Below are 20,314 nucleotides of genomic sequence, written 5' to 3' on the forward strand. Positions count from 1 at the left end.
AACCTTATACAATTCAAACCTTTAACTTAACAAAGGTGGACCCTCCAAGAATCCACCCTATCATTATTTTTGTAAATCTTCACCAATTATCCTTACTTCTGTCTTTAACTCTACACCAAACTGATTCTTAACCTCATCTTGAACATGCTTTATTACATCTAAAACATCTTGTGCAGTAGCATTTCCAGTATTAATTACAAATCCAGAATGTTTCTGCGACACTTCTGCATCCCCTACAGAAAAACCTTTAAGTCCTGCATCTTGAATAAGTTTTCCTGCAAAATATCCTTCTGGTCTCTTAAAAGTACTTCCTGCTGAAGCATATTCAAGTGGTTGTTTCTCTACTCTCTTCTGAGTTAACTCTTCTATTCTATTATTTATTTTATCCTTATCTCCTAATTGCAATTCAAATTGTGCACTTAAAACTATATAACCTTCTGTCTTAATATTAGAAGTTCTATATCCAAATTCTAATTTCTCTTTAGGCAAAGTAATTATATTATCATTCTTATCTAACGCAGTAACTGAATTAATAATATTCTTCATTTCACCATCATATGCCCCTGCATTCATAAATACAGCACCACCTACAGAGCCTGGTATTCCAGATGCAAATTCAAATCCTGTTAGTGAATTATCTAACGCTACATCTGATACCTCTTTAAGCACTACTCCTGCTCCCGCTGTTATATAGTTCTTATCAACATTAACACTATTTAAACCAGATAATTTAATTACAACGCCTCTTATTCCACCATCTTTAACTAGTAGATTAGAACCATTACCTATAATCATATATGGTACATTGTTATCTCTACATATTTTAATAGTCTTTATAACTTGCATGTCATTTGAAGGTTCTAATAATATGTCTGCAGGTCCTCCTACCTTAAATGAAATGTGATTTTTCATAGGTTCATTAACCTTAATACTATCCTCTGAATATATATCTTTAAATAAATCCTTATAACTACAATATTGATTCATGACAAACTCCTCGATCTATTTATTTATTAACTAAACGTATTGCACCAACGTTACATTTGAAGTCAAAACTTCTCTTTATGCCTACCTATTAGTATAATTTATATTTGCAATATAAACAAGATATTATTATCTACTCAAGCTTATTTTTTGTTATTGTTTCTAAAATATTCAATAATACTATCTATACTTTTCTTATTAAGTGATTTTACATCTTGAAGCTCTTCTCTAGTTGCCTTCTTTATATTATCAACACTACCAAAATGCATAAGTAAATCTTTTCTTCTCCTCTCACCTATATTAGGAATATCATCTAATATAGAATGTAAAGTTCTCTTATCTCTAAGTGTCCTATGATATGTTATCGCAAACCTATGAACTTCATCTTGAATTCTTGTTATCATATACATTAACTCTGAATCTTTTCTTATTATAATTTCCTTATTATTATATATAATTGCTCTTGTTCTGTGCTTATCGTCTTTCACTAGACCACAAACTTCAATATTTATTCCTAGTTTATTTAGGACTTCTAATGCTATATTAACTTGACCTTTACCACCATCCATCATTATAAGATCAGGAAAACTATGAAACTTACCCTTAGATAACATAAGCTTCTTATCTTGTATCTCTTTTATTTCATTTAATCCTCTCTCAAAACGCCTAGTTAATATTTCTCTCATACTACTATAATCATCAGCACCCTTTACTGTTTTTATTTTAAATCTTCTATAATCACTATTTTTAGGTTTACCATCCTCAAATACAATCATTGTACCAACAGAATCTACTCCTTGAATATTCGATATATCATAAGATTCTATTCTATATGGTATTTCTTCAAGATTCAATCTTTCTGTTAATTCTTCAAGTGCTTCTTGCTGTTTTTCTCTTTCCTTTAATATCTTAGATTTAAACTGCTGTAACATCAATGTAGCATTTTCTTTAACCAAATTAATCATCTTAAGCTTTTCGCCTATTTGAGGTATCTTTATAGATACCTTAGATCCTCTCTTTACAGAAAGTAATTCTTCTACAACTTCTATGTCTGATATTCCCGGAACATATATATTTTTAGGAATTATTGCTGTTCCACTATAAAAGTTAACTATAAACTGTTCTAATATATCTTCATCTGTTTCATCTTTTGTATCCTGTATAATAAAATGCTCTCTGCCATTAATTTTCCCTTCTCTAAAGAAAAATACTTGAATACATGCACATTCCTCATCTCTGAATATATTTATAAAATCTTCATCACTATCACTTTTATTGAATATTTTTTGTTTCTCAACTAATGCTTCAATTGCATTTATTCTATCTCTAACTAATGCTGCTTTTTCAAATTCAAGTTTTTCTGAATACTCTAGCATCTCCTTTTTAAGTTCAGATATTATAGTTTTATTAGTACCATTTAATATATCCATTATTTCTTTTATCATTTTGCCATATTCTTCTTTAGATATTCCGCCATTACAAGGTGCTTTGCATTTTTTTATATGATAATTTAAACAAGGTCTAGTTTTTTCTCCATCTTCTTTTATGCTTCTCTTACATGTTCTCACTTGAAATATCTTTTGAATAAGGTTCATAACTTCATGAACTGCTGTTGAATTAGTATATGGTCCAAAATATTTTGCACCGTCTCTAGCATAATTTCTAGTTATGAAAACTCTTGGATAATCTTCCTTAACAGTAATTTTAATAAAAGGATAAAATTTATCATCTTTTAGAAGAATGTTATATCTAGGACTATATTTTTTTATCAAATTACATTCTAAAATAAGTGCTTCCATTTCTGTATCTGTTACTATATACTCAAATTCCGCTATATTCTTAACCATAGCTTTTACTTTTTCAGAATGGTTTTTTGAATTCTGAAAATATTGTCTAACTCTATTTTTTAATATTTTTGCTTTTCCTACATATATTACTTCTCCAAGAGAATTTTTCATCAAATATACTCCTGGATTATCTGGCAATATTTTTAACTGATATTCAAAATCAAAAATAATTATCACCTCTTCTTTTGATATTTTTCTTCCATCCCCAAAAATATTTAGGTAGTATGCTCTAAGATTACTCAAATACTATATCTAAGATACTTATTCACAACTACAAACAAAATATAATTTTCTAAAAGAGTAACAAAAGCAAAATTACCTGTGTATTGACTTAATAGCTAATTAAGTCACTTTTACCACAAATAAATTTGCTTTTAATTCTTCTACTATTGATTTAGTGCTGATGCAATAACTTGACCTGCTATAGGTGCTGCAACTTGTGCTCCATATCCTCCGTTTTCAACAATTACTGCCACTGCAACCTTAGGATCATCAGCAGGTGCAAAACCTATAAACCATGAATGTGGTGTAGCAGCACTACCATCATCATTATTATGATCAGCTGTTCCTGTTTTACCAGCTACATTATAACCATTAAAATAATACATACTACCATTACTACTAACTAGATTAATCATATAATCCTTTATAGTAGCTGCTATATCTGAATCTAATACTTTTTTATATTCTTCTGAATCATAAGTCTTCACTACATTATCATGCATATCCTTAATCTGGCTCACTATTCTTGGTTTCATCATCACACCATCATTAGCTATTGTGCTTGCAACTAATGCCATTTGCATCGGTGTAGCAACTATAGAACTCTGTCCTATACCACTTTGTGCAATCATACCTTCTTCATAGTCTTCTAGTGTTGGGAATGTGCTCTTCTGTATAGAAAAACCTATCGCATCTATACTACTATTAAATCCAAAATCTTCAGCTGTACTCTTTAACTTTTCATTGCCTAGCTCTAAAGCTAATGTTCCATATACAACATTACTAGAATAAGCAAAAGCTTGTTTTAGATTAATACTTCCATGAGCAGCTCCACCAGCATTGGATAATGAATAGTCGCTATTAAATGATAATACACCATTATCTTGGAATATTCTACTTTCAACTCCACTTATATTCTCTAATGAACTAGCTGTAGTTATTGTTTTAAATGTTGATCCTGGAGGATAAACACCATATGTTGCTCTATTTATAAATGATACACTTGTATCTCCTGCATTTGCTGCTTGCATTGATTCTGCAAGATTATTAGGATCAAATCCTGGCTTAGATACCATACATAAAACCTCTCCCGTTTTAGGATTAAGGGCAACTACTGCACCTTGCTGATTACCTAATGCATTATATGCAACTTGTTGAATATCGGTATCTAATGTTGATACAACACTATTACCTATTTTTTCTTCTTCATTATTTCTATTTTTAAAATCTTCTTTTAATTTATCTACACTAAAATTGCTAAAGAATTCTTTAACTCCAGCTTTAACACTACTATATTGTGTAAGTTGATTATCAAATGTCTTCTCCATACCTGATAGTCCATAAGTTTCATTGATATATCCTAGTGTTGTTGAATATAAGTCCCCATATACATAAGTTCTTTTCTGTGTAAGCACTCCGCTCTTCTCACTCGTAGTAAGGGCTCTTCCATCCCTATCATATATAGTTCCTCTTAATATCTCATTTCTCTTGGCCCATATTCTCTTATTGCCTTCATCAGCTGCTATACTTGGGGCTTTAAATGCTTGGAAATATGCAATATATGTTATCAATGCAACAAAAAGCACTAAAAAAACTATCATTACTTTTTTTACACTATTTCTGAAATCTCCCATATATCTTAACCCTCCTCAGATATTTTCTGTAATAATCCTAATGCAAAGAAGGTAGATATAATAGAACTACCACCCATACTTACAAATGGTAATGTTATACCTGTTAATGGAATAATGGCAAATATTCCACCAATTATAACTAGAACCTGTAATGCTATCATACAACTAAGTCCTACAGCAACTAATTGTGAAAAACTATTTTCTGTTATAAATGCTACTCTTATGCTTCTATAGAAAAATAAGAAATATAAGAACATTATACCTATTCCAAATACCATTCCAAATTCTTCACATATAACTGCAAAGATATAATCTGAAGATGGAACTGAAAGAAATCCAGGATATCCTTGACCTAAGCCTGATCCTAACATTCCTCCTGATGATATTGAATATAATCCTTGAACTATCTGATAACCTTCATCATTTGGATCCTTCCAAGGATCTAACCATATTCTAACTCTTTTACGAACATGGTAAAAAAGTTTATATGCCATAGCTGATCCCGCTCCAAATAACGCCAAACATGTAAAAACATATTTTTTCTTAGATGTTGCAACATATAATATAGCCACAGCAACTCCAAAGAAAATAAGTGCAGATCCTAAGTCTCTTTGAATAACCAAACATATTAGTGATACCATAACTACTATAGCTGGTTCTATTAGTACTTTTATATGTTCTAGTCCTTTTTTAGTCCTATCATAACTCATAAGTACTGATCCTAAATATAATATCAATGTTATCTTACCAAATTCCGATGGTTGAAATCCTATAGGGCCTATAAATACCCAGTTCTTTGCACCATATACTTCTTTTCCTAAAATACTCGCCATAGGCATAAGCACTGCAGTACATGCCAAGTACACATATTTATACTTAGACAACTTCTTCATGTCTGGCAACAATACAACTACAAGTATATAGATAATAATACCAATTATAAATAATATTATTTGTTTAATAGCATCTGAATGATCTATTCTATATATTACTGCTATTCCTATAGCTGATAATATACATGCAAATATTAGCAAGAATTTATCACCATCTGGATAAAACTTTCTTATTACAAAATGAGAATATCCTATTACTAGACATAGAATACCTCCTATTATAAGCGCTTGTTTATCTATCGGTGTTTCCAATATTGCTAACTTACCAAAGAGAAATATACACAATATATAAGTTATTATTAATAACTTTCTCTCATCCTTCTTAGTCTTCACTCTATCACCCCAGCATTCTATCCTAATACTCTAAGTACTGTAGTACCTATTTCTATCTCATCTTTAGCAAATAATTTAACTCTCCCATTAATTTTCCTACCATTTACCAATGTTCCATTAGTACTATTAAGATCTTCAACATATAATATCTCATTTTTAATAAGTAATCTTGCATGATGCCCCGATACATGCGGATCTGATAATGTAATTGCATTATCTTCTTTTCTTCCTATAGTTACTTCATTCCTAACAGGAATCACAGAGCCTACCTTTAAATCGTTATGTTGCTCTACCTTTAATACTTCTATTCCGTAACTTTTCCTCTTCATAGGTGCCCTTCTTCTACCGCCACCTTTTACGTCTTTGTACATTATTTTTAGTGCATAATATATTATTACATATAGTATTATTATAAATATTATACCAAATACTATTTTCGTTAAACTTGAAAAATCCATATCTTCACCTCGAACAATTAATCCTACCCACCTATGATTATACAATAAAATTATACATTGTATATAAATTTTCTCTTACTATTTTATAATAGCTTTCTTAAATATTTACCAGTGTAAGATTTTTCGTTGCGAATTATATCTTCTGGAGTTCCTTTCGCTACTAATGTTCCTCCATTTTCTCCACCCTCTGGTCCAAGATCAATTATATAATCAGCACATTTTATCATATCAAGATTATGTTCAATTACAACTACAGTATTTCCTGCATCTACCAGTCTCTGAAGTATTTCTATTAATCTCTTAACATCTTCTATATGAAGTCCTGTTGTTGGTTCATCTAAAATATATAATGTTTTTCCTGTACTTCTCTTAGATAATTCATAAGCAAGCTTAATTCTCTGAGCTTCTCCACCTGATAATTGTGTAGATGGCTGACCTAATCTTACATAGCCTAATCCAACATCATATAAGGTTTGTAGTTTATTCTTAATTCTAGGGTGATTCTCGAAATATTCTAGAGCTTCTGTAACTGTCATCTCCAATACATCTGCTATATTTTTTCCTTTATATTTTACCTCAAGAGTTTCTCTATTATATCTCTTACCTTTACATACTTCACATGGCACATATACATCTGATAAGAATTGCATCTCTATCTTAATTATTCCGTCACCAGAACACGCTTCACATCTTCCACCTTTTACATTGAAAGAGAATCTTCCTTGCTTATATCCTCTCATTTTCGCTTCTGGAGTTGATGCAAATAATTCTCGTATAATATCAAAAGTTCCTGTATAAGTTGCTGGATTTGAACGTGGAGTTCTTCCTATTGGACTTTGATCTATATCTATTATCTTATCTATATTTTCATAACCAGTAATCTCTCTATGCTTGCCAACAGGATTTTTACTCTTATTTACTATTTTGTTTAATCCTTTATATAATATTTCATTAACCAAAGTACTTTTACCAGAACCAGATACTCCTGTAACAATTGTTAATGTTCCTAGAGGTATTGATACATTAAGATTTTTAAGATTATTTTCTTTTGCACCTTTTATATTGATGAATTTTCCATTACCTTTTCTTCTATTAATAGGCACATCTATCTTTTTCTTACCACTCAAGTATTGTCCTGTTATAGAATTATTGCATTGCATTATATCTTCTAATGGACCTGCTGCAATAATTTCTCCACCGTGTTCCCCTGCTCCTGGTCCTATATCAACTATATAATCAGCTTCTCTCATGGTATCTTCATCATGCTCAACTACAATGACAGTATTTCCAACATCTCTTAACTTCTTAAGAGTTCCTATAAGCCTATCATTATCTCTCTGATGAAGACCTATACTAGGTTCATCTAATACATACAATACTCCCATAAGTGCAGAGCCTATTTGAGTTGCTAGTCTTATTCTCTGAGATTCTCCACCTGATAGAGTACCTGAACTTCTAGCTAATGATAAATAATCAAGCCCTACATCTATTAAGAATTGAAGTCTATTCTCTATTTCTTTAACTATTTGTTCACTTATAATTTTATTTTTATCAGATAACTGGAGATGCTTCATAAATTCTAACTCATCTCTTATAGGCATTGTAGTAAATTCATATATGTTCTTATCTCCAACCTTTACAGATAAAGCTTCCTTCTTTAATCTAGCACCTTTACATTTAGGACAATGGTTATTACTCATATATTGTTCTATTTCACCTTTTATCATATCTGAATTAGTTTCTTGATATCTTCTCTGTAAAGAATTTATCTCCCCATCATATGCATAAGAATAAATAGACCTTACTCCATCCTTAGTATAAGGTATCTTAAGCTTTTCGCCATTAGTTCCATATAATATTACATCTATAACTTCCTTTGGTAATTCCTTAACTGGAGTATCTAAAGAGAAATTATATTTCTCTGTAAGAGCAGTATATATAGCATAAGTCCATGACTCTGGTTTCATTCTACCATCACCCCAAGTAGCTATTGCTCCCTCTCTAATACTTAAATCCTTATTAGGAATAACAAGTTTAGGATCTATTTCATACAATGTTCCTAGCCCATCACAACAATCACATTTTCCAAATGGTGAATTAAATGAAAATAATCTAGGTGCAATATCATCTATGCTTATGCCACAATCAGGGCAAGCAAATTTTTCACTAAATAGTATGTCTTCTCCTCCTACTATATTGATTATAACTAATCCTTCTGCTATTTTTAATGCAGTTTCTAACGAATCAGATAATCTACCTTCTATTCCTTCTTTTATTATCAACCTATCTACTACTGCTTCAATATTATGCTTACGAGTTTTTTCTAATTTTATTTCCTCTTCTGCTAGCTCATACATTTCTCCATCTATTCTAGCTCTAACAAAACCATTCTTCTTTATGTTTTGTAACACCTTCTCATGCTGACCTTTTTTTCCTCTTATTAAAGGTGCCAAAACCATTATCTTAGTTCTTTCTCCTAATTCCATAACTTTATCAACTATTTGATCAACAGATTGTTGCTTTATTTCTTTTCCACAATTAGGACAATAAGGTGTTCCTACTTTAGAATATAACAATCTTAAATAATCGTATATCTCTGTTATAGTTCCTACAGTTGAACGAGGATTCTTACTTGTTGTCTTCTGATCTATAGCTATAGCTGGTGATAATCCTTCTATACTTTCAACATCTGGTTTGTTCATTTGTCCTAAAAATAATCTAGCATATGCAGATAAAGATTCTACATATCTTCTCTGCCCCTCTGCATATATAGTGTCAAATGCAAGAGAAGACTTACCTGAACCAGATAAACCGGTAAATACTATAAGCTTATCTCTAGGTATTTCTAAATCAATATTTTTAAGATTATGAACTTTTGCACCTTTTATTTTAATATTCTCAATCATCTATCTATTTCCTTTCGTTTTTTTATTAGATTTCAAATCTTCTATTATATCTCTAAGCTCTGCAGCTCTTTCAAATTGAAGATTTTTTGCTGCTTCAAGCATTTCTTGAGTATATTGTTTAATAATTTTGTCCTTTTCCTTCTTAGTTAATTTCTTATTATCTAGTTCTTTTGGTGAATCATCTTCAACTGTTTTACTTATCTCTAATACATCTCTTACTTCTTTTATTATTGTCTTTGGTATTATGTTATGTTCTCTATTATATTCTTCTTGTATGCCCCTTCTTCTATTTGTTTCTTTTATTGCTCTATCCATAGACTTTGTAATAGTATCAGCATACATTATAACCTTGCTTTCTGAATTTCTAGCTGCTCTTCCTATAGTCTGAACCAATGATGTTTCAGATCTAAGGAAACCTTCTTTGTCAGCATCTAGAATTGCAACTAAAGCAACTTCCGGAATATCTAACCCTTCTCTTAATAGATTTATTCCTACTAAAACATCATATTCACCTAATCGAAGATCTTTGATTATCTTCATTCGTTCTATAGTATCAATGTCTGAATGCATATAAGTTACCTTAACACCTAACTCTGATAAATACTTTGTAAGATCCTCTGCCATCTTTTTGGTTAATGTTGTTACTAGAGATCTAAATCCTCGTTCTTTAGTTTCTAATATTTCTTTATACAAATCATCAATTTGCCCATCTACAGGTCTAATCTCTATAATTGGATCTAATAGTCCTGTTGGTCTTATTATCTGTTCTGCCACTACCTTAGAATGATCTAACTCATATTCACCAGGAGTTGCACTAACAAATACAACTTGGTTAATCTTATCTTCAAATTCTCCAAACTTAAGTGGTCTATTATCAAATGCGCAAGGTAACCTAAATCCATAATCCACCAATGATTGTTTTCTAGATCTATCACCTGCATACATTGCTCTTACTTGAGGTAGTGTAACATGACTTTCATCTATAAACATAAGATAATCATCTGGGAAATAATCTAGTAGTGTCTGAGGTGGACTTCCAGGATCCCTTCCATCAAATATCCTTGAATAGTTTTCCACTCCGCTACAATACCCCATTTCTCTTATCATCTCTATATCAAAATTAGTCCTCTGTCTTAATCTTTGGGCTTCTAATAGTTTATCTTGTGCATTAAGCTCTTGTAATCTATCTTCAAGTTCTTCTTCTATCCTACCTATAGCAACTTCTATAGCTTCTCTAGAAGCTGCAAAGTGTGAAGTGGGGAATATAGCTACATGAGTTCTATCTGCAATTATATTACCTGTTAATACATCAAATTCTCTTATTCTATCAATCTCATCTCCAAAGAATTCTACTCTTATTCCTATATTAGATGACGAAGCTAATATAATATCTATAGAGTCTCCTCTAACTCGAAATGTTCCTCTCTGAAAATCTATATCATTTCTCTCGAACTGAATATCAGTTAATTGTCTTATTAATTCATTTCTATCTTTCTCCATACCAGTTCTTAAACTTATACATAATTTCTTGTATTCCTCTGGATTACCCAAACCATATATACATGAAACTGAAGCTACAATTATTACATCTTTTCGTTCAAATAATGCTGAAGTAGCTAAATGTCTAAATTTATCTATTTCATCATTTATAGATGCATCTTTCTCTATAAATGTATCTGTCTGTGGAACATATGCTTCTGGTTGATAATAATCATAATACGAAACAAAATATTCTACTATACTGTCTGGAAAAAATTCTTTAAATTCTGAACAAAGTTGTGCTGCTAGTGTTTTATTATGTGCTAAAACTATAGTTGGCTTCTGTATTTCTTGAATTATATTAGCCATAGTAAAGGTCTTTCCTGAACCTGTAACACCTAATAATGTTTGGCATTTGTTTCCCGCCTCTATTGAATTTACTATATCTCTAATAGCTTGAGGCTGATCTCCCATCGGTTTATATTTTGATTGAATTTTAAATTTATCCAAACTTATCACCCCTTGTAATCAAACTTATGTTCGTATTTCATTATATTTCATAATCCAAAATCTTTCAAGTAATTTCCTACAGAGAATAAACAAAATATGATTTCATAAAGAGTTAAAAAAATCGCCAAGGCGACTTTATGGAGCCATCGATTTTTTAGCCATTATGACAGGTTCAAAAACTTGTTTTTGGGTTCTGTCATGGCACTATTTTTCTTTTTTACTCTTTAGGAATATAACTCTAGCATTACTTAAACTCTATATCTAAAATACTTCTCCACAATTACAAACAAAATATAATTTCCTAAAGAGTAAAAAAAGAGGACTTATTCAAGTCCCCCTAATCATTTATCTGATTGTCTTGTTTAGCTTCATCCAAAACATCTGAAAATTTTGTTCCTCCAACTGAAACTACTTCTTCTTTTTTTACTGCTATAGGAACAAATAATATCTTAACTCTGTCTTTATTACTTAAGTCTATAGATATTATCTTATGTTCTCCATCTATCTTCAGTACTTCTAATTCAATCACTGATAATCCACTTCTAAAAGAATTATATAATTCTTTTTCAGATTGAACATATTCACCATTAAGCTTTATAATTCTATCTCCTGGAACAATTCCTTTAGCATAAAACTCTGAGTACGGAATAACTTCCAATACACATATGGAATGTTCTTCACTATAAAACAATGGTTTATTCTTGTCTTCTTTTACATTCTGAATTCTAAGCATAAATTCATGTAATAAAGGGGCAAGAATAACAGTAATAACTTCTCCTACCACACCTATTCTACATATTTGAGCTATCAATGATAGTATTATACCAAATCCAATAATATATGCACCAGTAGACTTAATTTTTTTCTGTTTTGTCTTCGTAAATGTAACAGTTGAAAATCCTATCACACCAAAAAACGGTAAAACCGACAACATACAAGTTGCAATTATGTTTAATATATATTTAGTCTTTAATATTGGCCAAAATGCTGGAGTATTTAAATCAACTGTTGCGCCTTGATTCTGCATACTACTTACAGCAATAAATATAGCAATAGGCACTAGCCAATATCTGCTAAAGGCGTATCCACCTACTATTTTATTATCTTTATTAGAAAACACAGGTATAGAGCCTTTTTCTCCATCTATAATAACTAAAAAACCTTCTAATATATGCATTACACCTACAAAGGTCATTAAACATAATATATCAATATCAAAGAATTTTATATTAAACCCAAATTGGCCATTTAAAAGTTTAACAATAAGACCTATAAGTCCAAGTACCGCACCTGAATATGAGAAACATACAAACCTAGGTCTTATAAATGTCATCAATATCGACAAAAGAAATAGATATTCTATCCCTGAATTCTCATTAAACGTTATACCTAACATCATTAAAACTAAACTTACTAGTATTCCAAACAACATACCAAAAGCAATTTGTGCTAATGTAATTTCTAATGCTGATCTTGATTCGCAGCCAATTACTAGCTTCTGAATTCCAACTAACTTTTTATTCTTATAATAGAATAATATTGATACTATTACTAGCATCAATATTAAAGATGGTTGAACTACTATATATGCTAATGATTTTAGTGTATATATTGCTAAATCCATATATATACATCCCCTACTTTATTTTTTCTTGTGTTACCTTTAAAGCTTCTTCAAGCTGATTATCTGATTCAGTTAAATAATCCTTACTTGTCACACCATCAGCTAATTTAACCTCATATGTTGGCTTAATACCAACCTTATTTATATTCTTCCCTTTAGGAGAATAATATTTTGAAACAGTAACCTTCAGACCACCAGCACCTTGTGATAAAGGGAACATTTCTTGTACTATACCTTTACCAAAAGTAGTAACTCCAACAGTTTCAGCAATGTCATAATCTCTTAATGCTCCAGTTAAAACTTCTGATGCACTTGCACTATATTCATTAACCAATATTGTAACAGGTATATCTAACACATCTTCACCTGTTGACTTATAGAATATTTTCTTCTTATTCTTGTCAATTGTATATGTCACTATTTTTCCTTTTGGTATAAACTCAGATGCTATATTTATAGCTTCATCAAGATATCCTCCACCATTATTTCTCAAATCTAATACAAGCCCTTTCATTCCTGACTGGGACAATTTATCTAACTCCTCAGAGAACTGTTTTGAAGAATTCTTATTAAAGTTCTGTAAGCTTATATATCCTATATTATCTGCTATCATTTTTCCTGTTGCTGAAGTAGTTTCTAATTTTGTACGTTTAACTTCTGTAGTTACAGTTCCTACACCTTCACGATCTAGTCCTAATTTTACCGATGTGCCTTCTTTACCTGATATAAGTGAAACAGCTTTATCTAAATCACTGCCAACTTCCACACCATCAACAGTTTTCACAACATCGCCTACTTGTATATCAGCATCTTTTGCTGTTCCGCCATCAACAAATCCAATAACCACGACTTTATTTTCATTATTTACCCTAACATATACACCTATTCCAGAATGATATCCAGATCCTGAATAAAGATAATCATTATACTCATCTTTGTTCATATATACTGTGTATTTATCGCCAAGAGATTCTGTCATAGCTTTAGTTGCATTTTCTGCTAGTAAATCTGAATTTATTTCGCCATCATACAACTTCTCTATATCATCTCTTACTTCAAATAAAGTAGTAAACTCAGGATATTTTTCAGCAATGCTTAATGCATACTTATAATCGCCACGATTCTTTCCTATAATTATTCCATGTTTAAACGCAAGATTTCCTACAGAGAAACTTGCTCCAACTATAAGAAGTAAAGAAACAGTTTTTATAACTTTTTTCTTACATTGTCCTTTTTTTTCATCTTCCATATTATTCTAAACCCCTTTAAAACTTTACAATTTTATACCTTTAAGAATTTTCTAAGAGCTAAGAAACTAGCTATTCCTCCAATAATAATACCACCTAATGCAAATTCAAATAGCATTACTGTAAGCACAGCACTTGGTGCAATAACTGTAATTGATGTTACAACTAATGCTGATAAAAGTTTATTTAATGCTACCTTGTATAAACCAAATAATACAAAAGAAGATAATAAGGCACCAGTTAATCCAATTACCATTCCTTCTATTATGAATGGCCATCTAATAAACCAATCTGTTGCTCCTACAAACTTCATAATTCCTACTTCTTTTCTTCTTGAATAAACAGTAAGTTTAGTTGTATTCATTATTAAGAATACAGAAACAGCAATTAAAACAATAAATAATACTATACCTACTATTCTAGTTCCTTTTACAATACTCTGAATAGTTCCTACTATATCTTGTTGATTTTCTATAGACTCTACTCCTGGCAAATCTTTTATAGCCTTTATAATATCATCAATCTTATCTGCATCACTTATCTTAACTATATAAGATGCTGGAAATGGATTTTTTTCTAATGTATATCCACTTAAAAAATTTGGATTGCTTTCTAAAACTTTATTATAAGCATCTTCTGCTGATTCATATGTAACCTTTTCTACACCAGCTTGTTCTTTTATTTTAACTTGAATTTCTCTCTCTTCTACAAGCTTAATATCTTTAGTTAAATAAACTTGAATTTCAATCTTATCTTGAAGTCCATCAATCATCAAATTAGCATTTTGTGCAATTAATAAAAATATTCCTAAAACTAAAAATGTAATTAAAACAGTTAATACTGATGCTATACTTATAGTTTTGTTTCTCTTTAAACTCTTAAAAGCATCTCCTACTAAATAATTTATTGTATTAATTTTCATCTTCGTACATACCTCTCTTTTCGTCTCTAGCTATTTCTCCACCTTCAATAGCAATAACTCTTTTCTTCATGCTATCAACAATATCTTTTGCGTGTGTTGCCATAAGTATTGTAGTTCCTGCTTTGTTTATATCATTTAATAATTCCATTATTTCTTTTGCTGTATCTGGATCTAAATTTCCTGTAGGTTCATCAGCTATAAGTACAGAAGGATTATTAACTATCGCTCTAGCAAGTGAAACTCTTTGCTGCTCTCCACCTGATAGTTCACTAGGGAACATTTTATATTTATGTGACAATCCAACTAATGACAATACCATAGGTACTCTTCTTCTTATCTCTTTTGGAGAAGCCTCTACAACCTTCATAGCAAAAGCAACATTTTCATATACATTCAAAGTCGGTATCAACCTGAAATCTTGGAACACCATACCTATTTTTCTTCTATAATATGGTATTTTCTTTCTAGTCAACTTACTTAAATCAACTTTTCCAACAACTATCTGCCCTGTTGTTGGCTCTACTTCTTTTAGTAGCATTTTAATAAAAGTAGACTTACCAGCTCCTGATGGTCCAACCAAGAAAACAAACTCTCCTTTTTCTATCTCTATATTTATATCTGATAATGCTTTTACATTATTATCATACATCTTTGATACTTTGCTAAATTTTATCATTTCAAAATCTCCTTATTAAATTCATAAGTTTTAACTCTATTTATTATTATAACATAAGCACATCAATTCACGAAATTATTTTAATTTATTAATAAATTAGTCACATTTCAGAAATGTTACGAAATCCATTTCCCATAACTTCACAAGATTCCCATACACTTATTATTGCATCAGAATTATTATCTTGTAGGTATTTTTTTAGTTTAATAAATTCATTTCTTCCTAATAGAGTATATATTATTTTAATACTTTTGCCTGTAAATGCTCCCTCTCCATTTAAATATGTACAACCTCTATCTAACTCATTCATTATATACACTGAAATATCTTTGTATTCAGAGCTTACGATAAATACTTCTTTTACTGAATTAAATCCATCTATAAAACGATCAACAGTCATACCCAAAATAAGCACACTAAGAACTGAATACAACCCACTATCTATTCCAAATACAATCATAGCTATTATTGTAATCAAAAAATCAATTACAAGCAATCCCATTCCTATATTAACATGAAAAAATCTCTGTAATATCTTCGCTAAAATATCAGTTCCACCTGTAGATGAATTATTATTAAATACAATTGCAGTTCCAAGGGCTGATATTATAGTTCCAAATATAGTAGCTATAAGGATATCCTTGGTAATAACATAATCTCCCATAACCTTCTCTATTATATACATAAAAATTGATAATAATATAGTAGTAATAACACTTTTCTTCCCAAATTCTCCTCCTAATAATTTAAATGCTATAAAAAACAAAAAAACATTAAATATAAGCGTTATAATACTCACACTCATAAAAGGAAATAATTTATTTAAAACTATTGCTAGCCCTGTAACTCCACCCCCAGCTAAATTATTAGGCACAAAAAACAATTCAATAGATATAGCTATTAAAATCACTCCGATAATTATATTAACCCATTCTCTAAATATCTTCATATTTCTAATACACACACTTTCTTAAAATTATTTACATTTATAGAATGCCTATATTCCCTAAAAATATTCAATGAAGAGTAAAAAAAGATTGCTATTAGAAGTTAAAAACTACTAATAGCAACCTTTTTAATATATATTGAGTGTGTTATTTTAACTTTATTGCTTCTTTAACTTTATTAGCTATATCTTTTGCTGTTAAGCCGTATTTTTCTAACAACTCTTGTGGCTTACCACTTTCACCAAATACGTCTTTAACTCCAACTCTTAATACTGGAACTGGATAGTTTTCACTTACTACTTCCATTACAGCTGAACCTAATCCACCAATTATGCTATGTTCTTCTGCGGTTACAATAGCTCCTGTTTCTTTTGCAGCATTTATAATTATATCTTTATCTATAGGTTTTAAAGTGTGAATATTAATTACTCCTGCTTCAATTCCATCTTCAGCTAATATCTTCTTAGCTTCTAATGCAGCTTCAACCATAATTCCTGTAGCAATTATAGTTATATCTTTTCCATCAGCTAGCTTAACACCTTTTCCTATTTCAAATTTATAATTGTTCTCATCATTTACATTTGCTACAGCCATTCTACCTAATCTTACATAACAAGGTCCTTGATAATCTGCTATAGCTTTTATTGCAGCTTGAGTTTCTATATCATCTGCTGGATTAATTACTGTCATGTTAGGAATACTTCTCATTAATGAAAGATCTTCTATTGCTTGGTGAGTTGCACCATCTTCTCCTACTGTTAAACCAGCATGAGTTGCACATATCTTAACATTTAAATTAGGGTAACATATTGAATTTCTAATTTGTTCAAAAGCTCTACCTGCTGCAAACATTGCAAATGTACTTACATATGGTATTTTTCCACAAGTAGACATACCAGCTGCTACTCCCATCATATTAGCTTCAGCTATTCCCATATTGAAAAATCTATCAGCTGCTACTGATTTGAATTCTGCAGTTTTTGTTGATTTTGAAAGGTCAGCATCTAAAACTACAACATTCTTATTAGTTTCAGCTAGTGATTTTAATGCTTTTCCATAAGATTCTCTAGTAGCTATTTTATTTCCCATTATTGTTCTCCTCCTAATTCACTTATTGCTTGTGCACATTGTTCCTTACTTGGTGCAGTTCCATGCCATGAAGCTTCATTTTCCATAAATGACACGCCTTTACCTTTTACTGTTTTACAAATAACAGCTGTAGGTTGTCCTTTATGTTGTTTTGCTTTTTCTATAGCATCTAATATTTCATCATAATTATGTCCATCTATAACTAAAACATTCCATCCAAATGCTTCAAATTTCTTATCTATAGGTGATGGATTCATTACTTTTGTAACCTCTCCATCTATCTGTAATCCATTAAAATCAACAAAAATCATCATATTATCTAACTTATAATGAGCTGCTGACATTGCTGCTTCCCATACTTGACCTTCTTCTAGCTCACCATCGCCTAGAAGTGCATATACTCTATATGATTTATTATCAGTTTTTCCTGCAAGTGCCATTCCTACTGCTGCTGATATTCCTTGTCCTAATGATCCAGTCGACATATCTATTCCTGGAATATCATTCATATTAGGATGTCCTTGTAAATCAGAACCTATCTTTCTAAGTGTTAATAGTTTTGCTGGATCAAAATATCCTCTTCTTGCTAAAGCACTATATAAAACTGGTGCTGCATGACCCTTAGATAAAACAAATCTATCTCTATCCTCCCACCTAGGATTTTTTGGATCGATATTTAATTCATTAAAAAAAAGTGTAGTTACAATATCTGCTGCTGATAGTGAACCACCTGGATGACCTGATCCTGATTCTGTTAACATTTTAACTATATCTTTTCTAATTACTTTAGAAATTTCTATTAGTTCCTCTTTATTCTTTTTCATAGTATTCCTCCTAGACTTCTAAAATGTTTTGATTCTAATGTGATTTCCTAATTTATTGTAGCACACTATTATCTCTTTGTACACATTATCAGCTATAAAATATAGTACTTTTTTATATTATTATCTATTTAGTATACTTTAATTCATTATATGTGCTATACTAATTAGTGCATAATTTTACAAAGAAATAGACTCCTGTACTTTTTCATAAATATACAGGAGTCTATTTAAATCAATATTTATCTAAATTAAGACTTATTAATAATGCTTTATTTACTTTATTCATATCTTTATCAGTCATATGACCTATTTTTTCCTTCAACCTTCTCTTATCTAATGTTCTTATTTGCTCTAATAGTACTACTGAATCTCTATTTAAGCCGTACTCTTCTGATGATATCTCAACATGTGTTGGTAACTTTGCCTTATTTATTTGAGAAGTAATAGCAGCAACTATTACTGTTGGACTATATCTGTTTCCTATATCATTCTGAATAATTATTACAGGTCTAATTCCGCCTTGTTCAGAACCTATTACTGGACTTAAATCTGCATAAAATATATCCCCTCTTTTTACAACCATAGTAGTCATTTAAAAATCACTCTCCACTAAGCCATGTTTCGTAATATTTAGCATCAACTAATTCACTTTCATCATCAATTGCAAGCTGTAAATTCAAGTTTGCCATTTCTAAATAACCCTTTTTCATTATTTCTATAAAATTATTGTCTATATTACATTCTATTATTTCTTCGTCACAATCTTTACATTTTTTTTCTGTTTTCAGATTTTTTTTATAAGCATCCTTGCTTTCTCTGTAAGTTGACATTTTTAGTCCCTCCTAAAATCAAAGAGTTGATTTAAGTAGATTATATTACAAATTATGTCAACATGTCAAAGATTTTTGACGAATTAATAGTTATTTTACATTTTGTTATATACACTTGCCCTTATAATCTATGTACATATATTTCTCATATTATATGCTGAAAAAGTCTACTAATTATATGATTTATGGCTATTTTATTAATTTAGACTGGTGCCATATTACTAGCACCATCTTTGTCATATTTGAATTGTTTGCTATTTATCTTTTTGGAATAACTAAACTTTTTGTAAACTATAATAATTCTCTCTTTTCCCTCTTTATCATATATTTTAGTAACAATAGGTTTTCTTTCTTTTTTGTTTATATACACCTTTGCTTTACTAAAATTACTATTATCACTATCTATATTAACCATTATTTCTATATATTTTATATCTCCCCATTCCTCACTTTTTTCCTTAATATATTCAACATCTTTTTGTAGCAATTTCTCTACAAACAAAAAAGCATATATATCATTTTTTTCTCTATCAATACTATATACATATTCGTTTTCTTTTACTTCTATATTATTTTCTGAATATATCTTAGATATATTTAAGTTAATAAAATCTATTCTATGCCCAACATTCCTCTTATAATATAACTTTACATCTTCATTCTGGTTTTGTAATTCATTACATACACTAACTTCGGCTAATGTTTTATATCCCTTATTGAGAATAATATTTTTAATTATTTCTTTATTTGTTGGAATAATCATATGTCTAAATTCTATTATTGCTATTATAGAAATAAAAGGAATAAGTAATATTAATGCTACCTTTATACATTTAATCTTATTCATAATTTCCTCCCCAAATATCCTTAATATTAACTATTATTATTT

General features: G+C 30.1%; 17 protein-coding genes. All 17 read right to left on the minus strand.

Going from position 1 to position 20,314, the window contains the following annotated elements; all coding sequences use genetic code 11:
* Positions 1–63: 63 nt before the first annotated feature.
* Complete coding sequence (gene murB, locus KQI77_RS09230; protein WP_216390136.1) at positions 64–987, minus strand: UDP-N-acetylmuramate dehydrogenase; 924 nt, start codon at positions 985–987, stop codon at positions 64–66.
* Between the two features lie 140 nt (positions 988–1,127).
* Positions 1,128–2,999 carry an excinuclease ABC subunit UvrC gene (uvrC, locus tag KQI77_RS09235; protein WP_216390175.1) on the minus strand — a complete coding sequence of 624 codons (1,872 nt, stop codon included), beginning with the start codon at positions 2,997–2,999 and terminating at the stop codon, positions 1,128–1,130.
* A gap of 218 nt (positions 3,000–3,217) precedes the next feature.
* Positions 3,218–4,687, minus strand: coding sequence for a penicillin-binding protein 2 (locus KQI77_RS09240; RefSeq protein ID WP_216390137.1), 1,470 nt, complete (start codon positions 4,685–4,687; stop codon positions 3,218–3,220).
* 5 nt (positions 4,688–4,692) lie between these two features.
* The gene (locus tag KQI77_RS09245) at positions 4,693–5,913 is read right to left on the minus strand and encodes an FtsW/RodA/SpoVE family cell cycle protein (RefSeq protein WP_216390138.1); all 1,221 of its coding nucleotides are present in this window, start codon (positions 5,911–5,913) and stop codon (positions 4,693–4,695) included.
* 17 nt (positions 5,914–5,930) lie between these two features.
* Positions 5,931–6,371 carry an FHA domain-containing protein gene (locus tag KQI77_RS09250; protein WP_216390139.1) on the minus strand — a complete coding sequence of 147 codons (441 nt, stop codon included), beginning with the start codon at positions 6,369–6,371 and terminating at the stop codon, positions 5,931–5,933.
* 83 nt (positions 6,372–6,454) lie between these two features.
* A complete protein-coding gene (gene uvrA, locus KQI77_RS09255; RefSeq protein WP_216390140.1) occupies positions 6,455–9,277 on the minus strand; it encodes an excinuclease ABC subunit UvrA in 2,823 nt (940 codons plus the stop codon).
* Positions 9,278–11,266, minus strand: a complete 1,989-nt coding sequence (gene uvrB, locus KQI77_RS09260) for an excinuclease ABC subunit UvrB (protein ID WP_216390141.1) — start codon at positions 11,264–11,266, stop codon at positions 9,278–9,280.
* 337 nt (positions 11,267–11,603) lie between these two features.
* Positions 11,604–12,890 carry a signal protein PDZ gene (locus KQI77_RS09265; protein WP_216390142.1) on the minus strand — a complete coding sequence of 429 codons (1,287 nt, stop codon included), beginning with the start codon at positions 12,888–12,890 and terminating at the stop codon, positions 11,604–11,606.
* A 13-nt stretch (positions 12,891–12,903) separates the two neighbouring features.
* On the minus strand, positions 12,904–14,139 hold the full coding sequence (locus KQI77_RS09270; protein ID WP_216390143.1) for a S41 family peptidase: 1,236 nt from the start codon (positions 14,137–14,139) through the stop codon (positions 12,904–12,906).
* 32 nt (positions 14,140–14,171) lie between these two features.
* On the minus strand, positions 14,172–15,059 hold the full coding sequence (gene ftsX, locus KQI77_RS09275; RefSeq protein ID WP_216390144.1) for a permease-like cell division protein FtsX: 888 nt from the start codon (positions 15,057–15,059) through the stop codon (positions 14,172–14,174).
* A complete protein-coding gene (ftsE, locus tag KQI77_RS09280) occupies positions 15,049–15,735 on the minus strand; it encodes a cell division ATP-binding protein FtsE (RefSeq protein WP_216390145.1) in 687 nt (228 codons plus the stop codon). Before ftsE ends, ftsX begins: the two co-directional genes overlap by 11 nt.
* Before the next feature lie 100 nt (positions 15,736–15,835).
* Positions 15,836–16,684 (minus strand): YitT family protein, encoded by an 849-nt coding sequence (locus KQI77_RS09285; protein WP_216390146.1) that lies wholly within the window; start codon positions 16,682–16,684, stop codon positions 15,836–15,838.
* 145 nt (positions 16,685–16,829) lie between these two features.
* Positions 16,830–17,771: a transketolase family protein gene (locus KQI77_RS09290; RefSeq protein WP_216390147.1), complete on the minus strand. Its 942-nt coding sequence runs from the start codon at positions 17,769–17,771 to the stop codon at positions 16,830–16,832.
* Positions 17,771–18,595 (minus strand): transketolase, encoded by an 825-nt coding sequence (locus tag KQI77_RS09295; protein ID WP_216390148.1) that lies wholly within the window; start codon positions 18,593–18,595, stop codon positions 17,771–17,773. The genes KQI77_RS09290 and KQI77_RS09295 overlap by 1 nt, the downstream gene beginning before the upstream one ends.
* A gap of 232 nt (positions 18,596–18,827) precedes the next feature.
* Positions 18,828–19,187, minus strand: a complete 360-nt coding sequence (locus KQI77_RS09300; protein ID WP_301281683.1) for a type II toxin-antitoxin system PemK/MazF family toxin — start codon at positions 19,185–19,187, stop codon at positions 18,828–18,830.
* Positions 19,188–19,194: 7 nt separating this feature from the next.
* On the minus strand, positions 19,195–19,425 hold the full coding sequence (locus KQI77_RS09305; RefSeq protein ID WP_216390149.1) for a hypothetical protein: 231 nt from the start codon (positions 19,423–19,425) through the stop codon (positions 19,195–19,197).
* A 202-nt stretch (positions 19,426–19,627) separates the two neighbouring features.
* Positions 19,628–20,272, minus strand: a complete 645-nt coding sequence (locus KQI77_RS09310; protein WP_216390150.1) for a germination lipoprotein GerS-related protein — start codon at positions 20,270–20,272, stop codon at positions 19,628–19,630.
* Between the last annotated feature and the right edge of the window lie 42 nt (positions 20,273–20,314).

Source organism: Clostridium sp. MSJ-8 (genome assembly GCF_018918325.1).
In the GTDB taxonomy this organism is placed as follows: domain Bacteria; phylum Bacillota; class Clostridia; order Clostridiales; family Clostridiaceae; genus Clostridium.

What these genes read in the sequence shown, in the direction of transcription:
- KQI77_RS09300 (WP_301281683.1), bottom strand. Translation starts at nt 19,187, where the DNA reads ATGACTACTATGGTTGTAAAAAGAGGGGATATATTTTATGCAGATTTA.
- KQI77_RS09305 (WP_216390149.1), bottom strand. Translation starts at nt 19,425, where the DNA reads ATGTCAACTTACAGAGAAAGCAAGGATGCTTATAAAAAAAATCTGAAA.
- ftsE (WP_216390145.1), bottom strand. Translation starts at nt 15,735, where the DNA reads ATGATAAAATTTAGCAAAGTATCAAAGATGTATGATAATAATGTAAAA.
- KQI77_RS09250 (WP_216390139.1), bottom strand. Translation starts at nt 6,371, where the DNA reads ATGGATTTTTCAAGTTTAACGAAAATAGTATTTGGTATAATATTTATA.
- KQI77_RS09310 (WP_216390150.1), bottom strand. Translation starts at nt 20,272, where the DNA reads ATGAATAAGATTAAATGTATAAAGGTAGCATTAATATTACTTATTCCT.
- KQI77_RS09265 (WP_216390142.1), bottom strand. Translation starts at nt 12,890, where the DNA reads ATGGATTTAGCAATATATACACTAAAATCATTAGCATATATAGTAGTT.
- KQI77_RS09290 (WP_216390147.1), bottom strand. Translation starts at nt 17,771, where the DNA reads ATGGGAAATAAAATAGCTACTAGAGAATCTTATGGAAAAGCATTAAAA.
- ftsX (WP_216390144.1), bottom strand. Translation starts at nt 15,059, where the DNA reads ATGAAAATTAATACAATAAATTATTTAGTAGGAGATGCTTTTAAGAGT.
- KQI77_RS09285 (WP_216390146.1), bottom strand. Translation starts at nt 16,684, where the DNA reads ATGAAGATATTTAGAGAATGGGTTAATATAATTATCGGAGTGATTTTA.
- uvrA (WP_216390140.1), bottom strand. Translation starts at nt 9,277, where the DNA reads ATGATTGAGAATATTAAAATAAAAGGTGCAAAAGTTCATAATCTTAAA.
- KQI77_RS09240 (WP_216390137.1), bottom strand. Translation starts at nt 4,687, where the DNA reads ATGGGAGATTTCAGAAATAGTGTAAAAAAAGTAATGATAGTTTTTTTA.
- KQI77_RS09295 (WP_216390148.1), bottom strand. Translation starts at nt 18,595, where the DNA reads ATGAAAAAGAATAAAGAGGAACTAATAGAAATTTCTAAAGTAATTAGA.
- KQI77_RS09270 (WP_216390143.1), bottom strand. Translation starts at nt 14,139, where the DNA reads ATGGAAGATGAAAAAAAAGGACAATGTAAGAAAAAAGTTATAAAAACT.
- murB (WP_216390136.1), bottom strand. Translation starts at nt 987, where the DNA reads ATGAATCAATATTGTAGTTATAAGGATTTATTTAAAGATATATATTCA.